Source organism: Streptomyces lasiicapitis, assembly GCF_014646335.1.
Classification (GTDB): Bacteria; Actinomycetota; Actinomycetes; order Streptomycetales; family Streptomycetaceae; genus Streptomyces; species Streptomyces lasiicapitis.
This window is the reverse complement of the sequence record NZ_BMNG01000019.1, coordinates 153230-165808: the sequence shown is the minus strand read 5'-3', so window position 1 is coordinate 165808 and position 12579 is coordinate 153230. Positions and strand designations below refer to the sequence as shown.

The 12579-nt window shown below is 71.2% G+C and carries 11 protein-coding genes; 10 read left to right on the top strand and 1 reads right to left on the bottom strand.

The features are described 5' to 3' along the window. The first annotated feature begins 2 nt into the window (after positions 1-2). The 3 genes from IEY91_RS35365 (at position 3) to ftsH (ending at position 6304) form a co-directional block, all read left to right on the top strand. The gene (locus IEY91_RS35365) at positions 3-2540 is read left to right on the top strand and encodes a [protein-PII] uridylyltransferase (RefSeq protein ID WP_189177098.1); all 2538 of its coding nucleotides are present in this window, start codon (positions 3-5) and stop codon (positions 2538-2540) included. Positions 2541-2650: 110 nt separating this feature from the next. Continuing rightward, entirely contained in the window at positions 2651-4216 is a 1566-nt protein-coding gene (ffh, locus tag IEY91_RS35360; RefSeq protein WP_164320105.1) for a signal recognition particle protein, read from the top strand. Positions 4217-4372: 156 nt separating this feature from the next. Then, positions 4373-6304 carry an ATP-dependent zinc metalloprotease FtsH gene (ftsH, locus tag IEY91_RS35355; RefSeq protein ID WP_164320103.1) on the top strand — a complete coding sequence of 644 codons (1932 nt, stop codon included), beginning with the start codon at positions 4373-4375 and terminating at the stop codon, positions 6302-6304. A 77-nt stretch (positions 6305-6381) separates the two neighbouring features. On the opposite strand, the gene IEY91_RS35350 is transcribed toward ftsH, so the two are convergent. After that, entirely contained in the window at positions 6382-7242 is an 861-nt protein-coding gene (locus tag IEY91_RS35350; RefSeq protein ID WP_189177097.1) for a class I SAM-dependent methyltransferase, read from the bottom strand. A 214-nt stretch (positions 7243-7456) separates the two neighbouring features. Here IEY91_RS35350 and proS point away from each other — a divergent pair, with 214 nt between their 5' ends. The 7 genes from proS (at position 7457) to rplS (ending at position 12578) form a co-directional block, all read left to right on the top strand. After that, a complete protein-coding gene (gene proS, locus IEY91_RS35345; protein ID WP_189177096.1) occupies positions 7457-8872 on the top strand; it encodes a proline--tRNA ligase in 1416 nt (471 codons plus the stop codon). A gap of 259 nt (positions 8873-9131) precedes the next feature. Continuing rightward, the gene (locus IEY91_RS35340; RefSeq protein ID WP_229697442.1) at positions 9132-9734 is read left to right on the top strand and encodes a hypothetical protein; all 603 of its coding nucleotides are present in this window, start codon (positions 9132-9134) and stop codon (positions 9732-9734) included. Between the two features lie 213 nt (positions 9735-9947). Next, entirely contained in the window at positions 9948-10382 is a 435-nt protein-coding gene (rpsP, locus tag IEY91_RS35335; protein WP_164320091.1) for a 30S ribosomal protein S16, read from the top strand. 2 nt (positions 10383-10384) lie between these two features. Next, complete coding sequence (locus tag IEY91_RS35330) at positions 10385-10624, top strand: RNA-binding protein (RefSeq protein ID WP_014176063.1); 240 nt, start codon at positions 10385-10387, stop codon at positions 10622-10624. 87 nt (positions 10625-10711) lie between these two features. After that, the gene (rimM, locus tag IEY91_RS35325; RefSeq protein ID WP_164320089.1) at positions 10712-11275 is read left to right on the top strand and encodes a ribosome maturation factor RimM; all 564 of its coding nucleotides are present in this window, start codon (positions 10712-10714) and stop codon (positions 11273-11275) included. Then, entirely contained in the window at positions 11275-12096 is an 822-nt protein-coding gene (gene trmD / locus IEY91_RS35320) for a tRNA (guanosine(37)-N1)-methyltransferase TrmD (protein ID WP_164320087.1), read from the top strand. The genes rimM and trmD overlap by 1 nt, the downstream gene beginning before the upstream one ends. A 131-nt stretch (positions 12097-12227) precedes the next feature. Continuing rightward, the gene (gene rplS / locus IEY91_RS35315) at positions 12228-12578 is read left to right on the top strand and encodes a 50S ribosomal protein L19 (protein WP_164320085.1); all 351 of its coding nucleotides are present in this window, start codon (positions 12228-12230) and stop codon (positions 12576-12578) included. Position 12579 lies beyond the last annotated feature (1 nt).

Genomic DNA, 12579 nt, shown 5'->3' with positions numbered 1-12579 from the left:
GGGTGACGAGCGTGGAAGTACGGAAGGAATCAGAGGACTCCGGAGACTCCGGACCCAGTGGCTACGCGGCGGCCCGGCTGCGCCTCCTCCAAGAGGAGGCGCGGTCCGGGCCGCCGCGGCGTTCGGCCCTGGCCGAACTCACGGACGGATGGCTGAACGGCCTCTTCGGAGCGGGCGTCGCCGACCTGGGCACCAGTCCCGGCGAGCTGCGCGGCGTCTCGCTGATCGCCGTCGGCGGCTACGGCCGCGGCGAGCTCTCGCCGCGCAGCGACCTCGACCTGTTGCTGCTCCACGACGGCGGCGCGGACGCCGCCGCGATCGCCTCCCTGGCGGACCGCATCTGGTACCCCGTCTGGGACCTCGGCCTCGCGCTCGACCACTCCGTACGCACCCCGGGCGAGGCCCGCAAGACGGCCGCCGACGACCTGAAGGTCCAGCTCGGCCTGCTCGACGCGCGGCACATCGCCGGTGATCTGGGGCTCACCGCCGCGATGCGCACCTCCGTCCTCGCCGACTGGCGCAACCAGGCGCCCAAGCGGCTGCCCGAGCTGCGCGAGCTGTGCGAGGAACGGGCCGTACGCCAGGGCGAGTTGAGCCACCTCCTCGAACCCGACCTGAAGGAGGCGCGCGGCGGCCTGCGGGACGCCACCGCGCTGCGGGCCGTCGCCGCCTCCTGGCTCGCGGACGCGCCCCGCGAGGGCCTCGCCGAGGCCCGCCGCGCCCTGCTCGACGTACGCGACGCGCTGCACCTGACCACCGGTCGCGCCACCGACCGCCTCACCCTCCAGGAACAGGACCAGGTCGCCGCCGAACTCGGCCTGCTCGACGCCGACACCCTGCTGCGGCAGGTGTACGAGGCCGCGCGCACCATCGCGTACGCCGGCGACGTGACCTGGCGCGAGGTAGGGCGCGTGCTGCGGGCGCGGCGGGCCAAGCCGCGGCTGCGCGGGCTCCTGGGCGGCGGCAAGGGCGCGGTGACCGCCGCCGAGCGGTCGCCGCTGGCCGAGGGCGTCGTGGAGCAGGACGGCGAGGTCGTGCTCGCGCGGGCCGCCCGGCCCGAGCGCGACCCGGTGTTGCCGCTGCGGGCCGCCGCTGCCGCCGCGCAGGCCGGTCTTCCGCTGTCCCTGCACGCCGTGCGCCGGATGGCGGCCGCCGTCCGGCCGCTGCCCACGCCGTGGCCCGCCGAGGCACGCTCGCAGCTCGTCACGCTGCTCGGCGCCGGGCGGCCCACCGTCCAGGTCTGGGAGGCACTGGAGGCCGAGGGCCTCATCACGCGGCTGCTGCCCGACTGGGAGCGCGTGCGGTGTCGCCCCCAGCGCAACGCCGTGCACACCTGGACCGTCGACCGGCACCTCGTCGAGACCGCCGTGCGGGCCGCCGAGCTGACACGCCGGGTCGGCCGCCCCGACCTGCTCCTCGTCGCCGCACTCCTGCACGACATCGGCAAGGGATGGCCCGGCGACCACTCCGTCGCCGGCGAGATCATCGCCCGGGACGTGGCCGCGCGCGTGGGCTTCGACCGCGGTGACGTCGCGGTGCTCGCCTGTCTCGTACGCCACCATCTGCTCCTTGTCGAGACCGCGACGCGGCGCGACCTCGACGACCCCGCCACCGTGAAGTCCGTCGCCGACGCCGTCGGCTCGACCGGCACGCTCGAGCTGCTGCACGCCCTCACGGAGGCCGACGCGCTGGCCACCGGGCCCGCGGCGTGGTCGTCGTGGCGGGGGTCGCTGGTCGCGGACCTGGTGAAGCGGGTGGCGGCGGAGCTGGCCGGGGGCACGGGCGACGAGTATGCGGAGGGTGTGGGCGAGGGCGGTGGGTCCGGGTCCGCGCCCGCGCTCGCGCCTGCTTCGGCGGAGCAGGAGCGGCTTGCGGTGGAGGCGGTGCGGACGGGGGCGCCGGTGCTGGGGTTGCGGGCGGAGGCTGTCGGCGGGGCTTTGGGTCCCGTCGCCGGGGCCGAGCAGCCCGAGCCGCTCGGGGTGGAGTTGCTCGTCGCCGTGCCCGAGCAGGGCGGGGTGCTTCCGGCCGTCGCCGGGGTGCTCGCCATGCACCGGCTGACCGTGCGGACCGCGGAGCTGAGGGCGGTGGAGCTGCCCGAGGGGATGTCCGGCTCCGCGCTGATGCTGCAGTGGTGGGTCGCCGCCGAGTACGGGTCCCTGCCGCAGGCCACGCGGCTGCGGGCCGACCTGGTGCGGGCCCTCGACGGGTCCCTCGACATCGCCGCGCGGCTGGCCGAGCGGGACGCCGCCTACCCGCGGCGGCGCGGGACGGTGGCGCCGCCGCCCCGGGTGACCGTGGCGTCGGCGGGGTCGCGGCGGGCGACGGTGATCGAGGTGCGGGCCCAGGACGCCCCGGGGCTGCTGCACCGGATCGGGCGGGCGCTGGAGGCCGCAGGGGTGCGGGTGCGCAGCGCGCACGTCTCCACGCTGGGGGCCAACGCCGTGGACGCCTTCTATGTGACGGGGGCGGACGGGGCGCCGCTGAGCGGGGAGCGGGCGGCGGGGGTGGCTCGGGGGGTGGAGGAGGCGTTGCGGGCGTGAGTGGTGCCCTGGCGGGTCGAATCCGACCGGCCAGGGCTCTCTGTCTTCTCGGCCGGATACTCTGGAGGGCGACCGTCCCTGCCCCACGACCATGAGGATTCGCGACCGCCGTGTTCGACACTCTTTCCGATCGCCTCGCAGCGACATTCAAGAACCTCCGCGGCAAAGGCAGGCTTTCCGAGGCGGACATCGACGCCACGGCGCGCGAGATCCGTATCGCCCTGCTGGAAGCGGACGTCGCCCTCCCCGTGGTCCGGGCCTTCATCAAGCAGGTCAAGGAGCGCGCGACCGGCGTCGAGGTCTCCGCGGCCCTCAACCCGGCCCAGCAGGTCATCAAGATCGTCAACGAGGAGCTCATCGGCATCCTCGGCGGCGAGACGCGGCGCCTGCGCTTCGCCAAGCAGCCGCCCACGGTCATCATGCTCGCGGGCCTCCAGGGCGCCGGTAAGACCACGCTGGCCGGAAAGCTCGGCCGCTGGCTGAAGGCCCAGGGGCACTCGCCGCTGCTCGTGGCCTGCGACCTCCAGCGCCCCAACGCCGTGAACCAGCTCTCGGTCGTCGCCGAGCGCGCGGGCGTCGGGATCTACGCCCCGCAGCCGGGCAACGGCGTCGGCGACCCGGTGCAGGTAGCCAAGGACTCGGTCGAGTTCGCGCGTACGAAGCAGTACGACGTGGTCGTCGTCGACACCGCGGGACGCCTCGGCATCGACCAGGAGCTGATGCAGCAGGCCGCGGACATCCGCGACGCCGTCAGCCCCGACGAGGTCCTCTTCGTCGTCGACGCGATGATCGGTCAGGACGCCGTGAACACGGCGGAGGCCTTCCGCGACGGTGTCGGCTTCGACGGCGTCGTGCTCTCGAAGCTCGACGGCGACGCCCGCGGCGGTGCCGCGCTTTCCATCGCGCACGTCACCGGCCGCCAGGTCATGTTCGCCTCCAACGGCGAGAAGCTGGACGACTTCGACGCGTTCCACCCGGACCGCATGGCGTCCCGCATCCTCGGCATGGGCGACATGCTCACGCTCATCGAGAAGGCCGAGCAGACCTTCTCGCAGCAAGAGGCCGAGAAGATGGCCTCCAAGCTGGCGAGCAGCAAGGGCGGCAAGGACTTCACGCTGGACGACTTCCTGGCCCAGATGGAGCAGGTCAGGAAGATGGGCAGCATCAGCAAGCTGCTCGGGATGCTGCCCGGCATGGGGCAGATCAAGGACCAGATCAACAACCTCGACGAGCGGGACGTCGACCGCACCGCGGCCATCATCAAGTCGATGACCCCTGGTGAGCGGCAGGAGCCGACGATCATCAACGGCTCGCGCCGGGCCCGTATCGCCAAGGGTTCCGGTGTCGAGGTCAGCGCCGTGAAGAACCTGGTCGAGCGGTTCTTCGAGGCGCGCAAGATGATGTCCCGCATGGCCCAGGGCGGCGGCATGCCGGGGATGCCCGGGATGCCGGGCATGGGCGGCGGCCCCGGCAAGACGAAGAAGAAGCAGAAGCAGGCCAAGGGCAAGCAGCGCTCCGGCAACCCGATGAAGCGCAAGCAGCAGGAGGACGAGGCCGCCGCGCGGCGCGCCGCCGCCGAGGAGGCCGCGGCGGGCGGTGCCTTCGGGCTTCCGGCCGCGGGTCAGGGCGGCAAGGACTTCGAGCTGCCGGACGAGTTCAAGAAGTTCATGGGCTAGTACATGGGCTGCTGGTCCATGGGCTGACGGACGGCACGCCCGTCTCGTACGTCGTACGTCGCCTGGGGCGCCGCACCGATGGGTGCGGCGCCCCAGGCGTTTGCGGGGGTGTTCCGCGCGGGTGCCGGTGGGCATTTTGTGTCGTAGCGTCCGCATATGAGCAACCCCGTGCCGCCACGTCAGAAGCCCGAGCAGCCGTGGCGCTCCGAGGGTGCTCCGGAGCCCGCGCCCACGCCGCCGCCGAAGCGGAAGCTGCCGGGCGGCTGGGGCGGGCTGATCCTCACGGCCCTGATCGTCTATCTCATCGCCAACCTCGTTCTCTCCTTCTTCGGTGACGGCGACGAGCCGACGATCTCGTACACGGAATTCAACAAGCAGGTCGACTCCGGAAACGTCTCGAAGATCTACTCCAAGGGCGACGCGATTCAGGGCCAGCTCAAGAAGGAGCAGAAGGATCCGGACGGGGGCGACAAATACACCAAATTCAAGACGCAGCGGCCCGAATTCGCGGACGACAAGCTGTGGGGCGACCTGACGAAGAACAAGGTCACGGTCACCGCCGAGCCGGTGGTGCAGCAGCGCAGCTTCCTCTCCAACCTCCTGATCTCCCTTGCTCCCATGCTCTTGCTGGTGGTGCTGTGGATCTTCATCGCGCGGCGCATGGCCTCGGGGATGGGCGGCGCGGGCGGCATGCTCGGGCGCAAGCAGCCGCCGAAGCCCATCGAGCTGGAGCCCGGCAAGAAGCGGACGACCTTCGAGGACGTCGCCGGCATCGACGAGGTCGAGGGCGAGCTCAATGACGTGGTGGACTTCCTGAAGAATCCCGACGCCTATCGGGAGATGGGCGCGAGAATGCCGGGCGGCGTGCTGCTGGCCGGACCGCCGGGAACGGGAAAGACCCTGCTGGCGCGGGCCGTGGCCGGCGAGGCAGGAGTGCCGTTCTTCTCCGCTTCCGCCTCCGAATTCATCGAAATGATCGTGGGCGTGGGGGCCTCGCGCGTACGGGAGCTCTTCGCCGAGGCGCGGAAAGTCGCCCCGTCCATCATCTTCATCGACGAGATCGACACCATCGGGCGGGCCCGTGGCGGCGGCAGCGGGATGGGCGGCCACGACGAGCGCGAGCAGACGCTCAACCAGATCCTCACCGAGATGGATGGTTTCTCCGGCTCCGAGGGCGTCATCGTCATCGCCGCCACCAACCGCGCCGACATCCTCGACCCCGCCCTGACCCGCCCCGGCCGCTTCGACCGGGTCGTGAACGTGTCCCCGCCCGACCGCGGCGGACGCGAGGCCATCCTCAAGATCCACACCCGGACCATCCCGCTCGCCGACGGCGTCGACCTGGCGCAGGTCGCCCGCACCACCCCGGGCATGACCGGCGCCGACCTCGCCAACCTGGCCAACGAGGCCGCCCTGCTCGCCGTGAAGCGCAAGCAGCGGGTGGTGACGCAGTCCGACCTCTCCGAGGCCCTGGAGAAGGTGCAACTGGGCGCCGAGCGCCCGCTGGTGATGCCCGACGAGGAGCGCCGCCGCACCGCGTACCACGAGAGCGGTCACGCCCTGCTCGGCATGCTCCAGCCGGGCGCCGACCCCGTCCGCAAGATCACCATCGTCCCGCGCGGACGCGCACTCGGCGTCACCCTGTCCACCCCGGACGCCGACAGATACGCGTACACGGAGGAGTATCTGCGCGGCCGCATCATCGGTGCCCTGGGTGGCATGGCGGCCGAACACGTCGTCTACGGAGTCATCACCACCGGCGCCGAGAACGACCTGGAGCAGGTCTCCAACATCGCCCGCGGCATGGTCGCCCGCTGGGGCATGAGCGAACGCGTGGGCCGCCTCTCGGCCCTGCCGAACGACGCCCAGCAGGCCTACGGCCTCGCCGCCGCACCCGGCACCCTGGACGCCATCGACCACGAGATGCGCCGCATCGTCGACGAGTGCTACGAAAGCGCCTGCCGCCAACTACGCGACCACCGCCCCCAACTGGACGCCCTGGCCACCGCCCTCCTCCAAAACGAGACCCTGGAGGAAACCGAGGCCTACAGGGTGGCCGGTATCACCCGCCTCACCAAGGAAACGTGAGGCACACGCGGAAGCGGGCCGGCGTGGCGTCCCTGTGTCTGTGCCCGACGGAGTCCGTGTCCTACGGAATCCGCGTCCTACGGAGTCCGCGCGATCAAGTACCGGAACACGTTCGGCATCCACACCGTGCCGTCGTGGCGCTGGTGTGGGTGGAGGGCCTCGGTCAGTTCCTTGTCCACCTGGAACTGGTCCGTCGCGCCGACTGCCGCGTCGAACAGGCCTGTGGACAGCAGTCCGCGGACGGCGCTGTCCATGTCCGCGTAGCCGAAGGGGCACGCCACGCGGCCCGAGCCGTCGGGCTTGAGGCCCGCGCGCTGGGCGACCTCCTCCAGGTCGTCCCGGCAGGCGGCACGCCAACTGCGCGTGCTGCGCAGGGGATCGGCGAGCTTCGTGGCCACCCGGAGCACCGACGACGTCGTGCAGCGCTCCGGCGGCCCCCAGCCCGCGAGGACCACGGGCGCGCCCCGCTCGGCGAGCGGAGACGCCCTCTCCAGGAGCGCCGACAGGCCCTCGGAGTCGCCCGCCACGCACCCGATCGGCTGGAAGGCGGTCACCAGGGTGTACGCGGGAGTCTCCGGGCCCGCGGCGCCCTCGGGCGGGCCCGCCACCAGCCGAGTGCCGGGCCGCTCGGCCGATCCGGCGGACGCGTCCGGCGCGAGGCGCTCACGGGCGAGCGCCAGGCGTTCGGGCGCCGACGGTTCGACGCCGGTCACCGAGGCGCCCCGGGAGGCGGCCATCAGCAGGGCGAGCCCGGACCCGCAGCCCAGGTCGAGCAGACGCGTGCCGCGGCCCACCTCAAGCCGTTGGTAGACCGCTTCATAGAGCGGGACCAGCATCCTCTCCTGGATCTCCGCCCAGTCACGCGCGCGTGCGCACCGGTCCACACGTGGGGGAGCACCCGCGCGCGGGAGGTGTGAGTGCACGAGCGTAGGTGTCATCGAAAGCGCCCCAATCCGCCGAGAGTTGTCGTACTGATTCCTACGGTTCGTCCGCCCCCACGACGTGCCTTCACGCTTCCCCCGTATGCCAGAGAACTCCGCATCCGTCGTGGCGTCCAGAGGTTGTGGGGCAATGCTTGTGTGCCACCGTCGTGCGCCCCCTGGGACCGTAAATTTCCGGCCCTTCAGGCGACTCGGACGTACCATGCGCGCCATGGCAAAGGCACCCGTACTCACGCCCCGCGCGGACGACTTCCCCCGCTGGTACCAGGACCTGATCACCAAGGCCGAGCTGGCCGACAACGGCCCGGTGCGCGGCACCATGGTGATCCGGCCGTACGGCTACGGCCTGTGGGAGCGCATGCAGCGGGACATGGACGCGCGCATCAAGGAGACGGGTACCCAGAACGCGTACTTCCCGCTCCTGATCCCGCAGTCGTACCTCACGCGCGAGGCGGAGCACGTCGAGGGCTTCGCCCCCGAGCTGGCCGTCGTCACCCACGGCGGCGGCAAGGAGCTGGAGGAGCCGGTCGTGGTTCGGCCCACTTCGGAGACCATCGTCAACGAGTACTTCGCCAAGTGGGTGCAGAGCTATCGCGATCTGCCGCTGCTGATCAACCAGTGGGCCAACGTGGTCCGTTGGGAGCTGCGGCCGCGCCTGTTCCTGCGTACGTCGGAGTTCCTCTGGCAGGAGGGCCACACCGCGCACGCGACGTACGAGGAAGCACGCGACTTCGCCGCCCGCATCCACCGGCACGTCTACGGAGACTTCATGCGGGAGTTCCTGGCCATGGACTTCGTGCTCGGCCGCAAGACCGCGAGCGAGCGCTTCGCGGGCGCCATCAACACCCTCACGCTCGAAGGCATGATGGGCGACGGCAAGGCCCTCCAGCTCGGCACCAGCCACGAACTCGGGCAGAACTTCGCCAAGGCCTTCGGCACCCGGTACCTGTCGAAGGACGGCAGGCAGGAGCTGGTCTGGCAGACCTCCTGGGGCGCCACGACCCGCATGATCGGCGCCCTGGTGATGATGCACGGCGACGACAACGGCCTGCGCCTGCCGCCGCGCCTCGCGACCGTCCAGGTCGTCGTCCTCGCCGTCAAGGACGACGAAGCCGTGCTCGCGAAGGTGCGCGAGGTCGGCGAGCGGCTGACGGCGGCCGGCGTGCGCGTCCAGGTCGACGACCGCACGGAGACCCCCTTCGGGCGCCGCGCCGTCGACTGGGAGCTCAAGGGCGTCCCCGTCCGGGTGGAGATCGGCCCGCGCGACCTGGAGAACGGCACCGCGATGCTCGTACGCCGCATCCCAGGCGGCAAGCAGCCCGTCGCCCTGGACGCTCTCGCCACCCTGCTGCCCACCGTCCTCGAAGAGGGCCAGGAGCTGCTGCTCACCCAGGCCCGCGCCCGCCGTGAATCCCGTACGAGCGACGTGACCAGCGCCGACGAGGCCATCGAAGCCGCCGCGGCGGGCGGCTGGGCACGCCTTCCGTGGTCCGCGCTCGGTCCCGCGGGCGAGGCGGAACTGGCCGAGCGCGGCGTGACCGTACGGTGTCTGGTCGCTCAGGACGGGGCGGTGCCGGACGCCGATGACGCACCCGGTAACGTCGCCGTCGTGGCGCGCGCCTACTGAGAGCCGGGATTCCGTCTTGGCCGCCTTCACGAGGCGACCGTCGCGGTCCTCCGCAACAGGGGCCCCGGCGCACGGAGTTGACCTACGCGCCCGCGCGTACGCGGCACTACGTACCGGCTTGCGGCGAGCTGCGAGGCTTCTCCGCAGATCAGCGCACCCGCCCTCGTCCGGACGCATCAATGGCAACTGACGGGTAAGTGCAAATTATTTGAGATGCCCCGGAATGGAACCCGGAGGCACCCCGGCTCGTTGTCACGACGTGAGCACGACACCACCTGTTCTCGCCGCAGAGCTGGCACAGGCGTGGGCCGACATTCAGCGGCACCACTCCGAGCTGCCGGACCTAGCCGCGCCCGAATCCCTTATCGGAGAGTCGTCGTCCGCCTGCGGCGCCGAGCTCTCCTTCGAGCGACTGCTCCACGAAGCAGTCCACGGCATCGCCGCCGCCCGCGGCGTACGCGACACCTCACGCGCGGGCCGCTATCACAACCGCAGATTCCTCTCGATCGCCGAGGAGCTGGGCCTCGACCATCCGGAAGAGCCACATCCGAGCAGCGGCTTCTCCCTGGTCACGCTCAACCCCGAGGCGAAGAAGCGCTATCGCCCGACCATCGAGCGGCTGCAGCGCGCCCTCAAGGCGCACACGGCCGCCACCACGGCGGACACCTCACGCACCTTCCGCGGCCCGGCCGCCCGGCACGGGTCCTCCGGAGGCGGCGTGCGCGTGAAGGCGGTCTGCGACTGCGGGCGCAATGTCCGCGTCGTGCCGTCGGTGCTCGCCCAGGCGCCCATCATGTGCGGCGGCTGCGGCAAGCCCTTCCGGATCCCGGAAGTGGTCGGCGTGGGCGCGGGAGCGGGGTGAGGCGGGCCGCCCACCCGTGATGAGCTGCTGCGGGGGGCGGCCGACCGAATTCGGCTGCCCCAGTGGCATGTGGCACAATGGCTAGCTGTACTCGACAGTCGCACAGGACCCCTCTCTCCTCCGGCTGACGCGTCCATCGGGCATCTCGAGTACCGCAACCCCACGCGGCATCCCGTTGTGCCCAACCACGTCAATCCAGGAGAACCCACTCCCGTGGCAGTCAAGATCAAGCTGAAGCGTCTGGGCAAGATCCGTTCGCCTCACTACCGCATCGTCGTCGCCGACTCCCGTACCCGCCGTGACGGCCGGGCCATCGAGGAGATCGGTCTGTACCACCCGGTGCAGAACCCCTCGCGCATCGAGGTCAACTCGGAGCGCGCGCAGTACTGGCTCTCCGTCGGCGCCCAGCCGACCGAGCCGGTCCTCGCGATCCTGAAGCTCACCGGCGACTGGCAGAAGCACAAGGGCCTCCCGGCCCCCGCGCCGCTGCTCCAGCCGGAGCCGAAGGCGGACCACCGCGCCCTCTTCGAGGCCGTGGCCAAGGACGTCGACGGTGAGCCCAAGGGCGAGGCCATCACGCAGAAGAAGAAGGCCGACAAGAAGGACGAGGCCCCGGCCGAGTCCGCGGCCGAGTCGACCGAGGCCTGAGCATGCTCGAGGAGGCTCTCGAGCACCTCGTGAAAGGCATCGTCGACAATCCCGACGACGTGCAGGTCGCCTCGCGCAACCTGCGCCGCGGGCGCGTCCTCGAAGTCCGGGTCCACCCGGACGACCTGGGCAAGGTGATCGGCCGCAACGGCCGCACCGCACGCGCGCTGCGGACAGTCGTGGGTGCCATCGGCGGCCGCGGTGTCCGCGTCGACCTCGTCGACGTCGACCAGGTTCGCTGAACCACACGTAGCACCGGCTCGGGCCGGGGAGGGCTCCAGAGCCGTCCCCGGCCCGCAGTCGTATTCAGTCAAGGGAGAGACAGCACAGTGCAGCTCGTAGTCGCGCGGATCGGCCGCGCCCACGGCATCAAGGGCGAGGTCACCGTCGAGGTGCGCACCGATGAGCCGGAGCTGCGGCTCGGCCCCGGCGCCGTGCTCGCCACCGACCCCGCGAGCACGGGGCCGCTGACCATCGAGACCGGCCGCGTGCACAGTGGCCGGCTGTTGCTGCGCTTCGCGGGCGTACGCGACCGCACCGGAGCCGAGGCGCTGCGCAACACGCTGCTGATCGCCGAGATCGACCCCGAAGAGCTCCCGGAGGACCCGGACGAGTTCTACGACCACCAGCTGATGGACCTCGACGTGGTCACCAAGGACGGTGCCGAGGTCGGCCGGATCACCGAGATCTCGCACCTGCCCTCGCAGGACCTGTTCATCGTGGAGCGCCCCGACGGCAGCGAGGTCATGATCCCGTTCGTCGAGGAGATCGTCACGGAGATCGACCTGGAGGAGCAGCGGGCCGTCATCGACCCGCCGCCCGGCCTGATCGACGACCGCGCGGAGATCGCGTCCGCGCGTGACGCCGAGGCGGCCCCGGAGGACCAGGCGTAATGCGGCTCGACGTCGTCACGATCTTCCCCGAGTACCTGGAACCCCTGAACGTCTCCCTCGTCGGCAAGGCACGCGCGCGTGGGCAGCTCGACGTCAACGTGCACGACCTCAGGGAGTGGACGTACGACCGGCACAACACGGTCGACGACACCCCCTACGGCGGCGGCCCGGGCATGGTCATGAAGACCGACCCTTGGGGCGCAGCCCTCGACGACGTGCTCGCCGAGGGGTACGAGGCGGGGGCCCACGGGCCCGTCCTCGTCGTCCCCACGCCCAGTGGGCGCCCCTTCACCCAGGAACTCGCCGTCGAGCTCTCCGAGCGGCCCTGGCTGGTCTTCACGCCCGCGCGCTACGAAGGCATCGACCGCCGCGTCATCGACGAGTACGCGACCCGGATGCCCGTCTACGAGGTGTCCATCGGCGACTACGTCCTCGCGGGCGGAGAGGCCGCCGTGCTGGTCGTCACGGAGGCCGTGGCCCGGCTCCTGCCCGGGGTCCTCGGCAACGCCGAGTCCCACCGCGACGACTCCTTCGCGCCGGGAGCCATGGCCAATCTCCTCGAAGGCCCCGTCTACACCAAGCCCCCGGAGTGGCGCGGACAGGGCATCCCGGACGTCCTGCTCAGCGGCCACCACGGCAAGATCGCCCGCTGGCGGCGGGACGAGGCGCTGCGCCGCACCACCCGCAACAGGCCCGATCTCATTGAGCGTTGCGACCCCGCGGCCTTCGACAAGAAGGACCGCGAGATGCTCTCGATCCTGGGGTGGCGGCCGGGGCCCGACGGCCGATTTGGGCGAGACCCCGAGGCCGTGGAAGAATAGACCGCTGCTGTACGTCCAGCGTGCGCCCCTGCCACAGGGGGAACGACGCCCGCCCGACGCGATCAGCTACCGAATCCTCATCACCACGTTCCGCTGGTGACCTGTGGCATCAGCGAAGAAAGCAGACGATCATGTCTCACCTGCTCGACACCGTCGACTCCGCGTCGCTGCGCAGCGACCTCCCGGCCTTCCGCCCGGGTGACACCGTCAACGTCCACGTCCGCGTCATCGAGGGCAACCGCTCCCGTGTGCAGCAGTTCAAGGGCGTAGTCATCCGCCGCCAGGGCGCCGGTGTCCGCGAGACCTTCACGGTCCGCAAGGTCTCCTTCTCCGTCGGCGTCGAGCGCACCTTCCCGGTGCACACCCCGATCGTCGAGAAGATCGAGCTCGTCACCAAGGGTGACGTCCGTCGCGCCAAGCTGTACTACCTGCGCGAGCTGCGCGGCAAGGCCGCGAAGATCAAGGAGAAGCGCGAGAACTGAT

What these genes read in the sequence shown, in the direction of transcription:
- rplS (WP_164320085.1), top strand. Translation starts at nt 12,228, where the DNA reads ATGTCTCACCTGCTCGACACCGTCGACTCCGCGTCGCTGCGCAGCGAC.
- proS (WP_189177096.1), top strand. Translation starts at nt 7,457, where the DNA reads ATGGCAAAGGCACCCGTACTCACGCCCCGCGCGGACGACTTCCCCCGC.
- ftsH (WP_164320103.1), top strand. Translation starts at nt 4,373, where the DNA reads ATGAGCAACCCCGTGCCGCCACGTCAGAAGCCCGAGCAGCCGTGGCGC.
- IEY91_RS35350 (WP_189177097.1), bottom strand. Translation starts at nt 7,242, where the DNA reads ATGACACCTACGCTCGTGCACTCACACCTCCCGCGCGCGGGTGCTCCC.
- trmD (WP_164320087.1), top strand. Translation starts at nt 11,275, where the DNA reads ATGCGGCTCGACGTCGTCACGATCTTCCCCGAGTACCTGGAACCCCTG.
- IEY91_RS35330 (WP_014176063.1), top strand. Translation starts at nt 10,385, where the DNA reads ATGCTCGAGGAGGCTCTCGAGCACCTCGTGAAAGGCATCGTCGACAAT.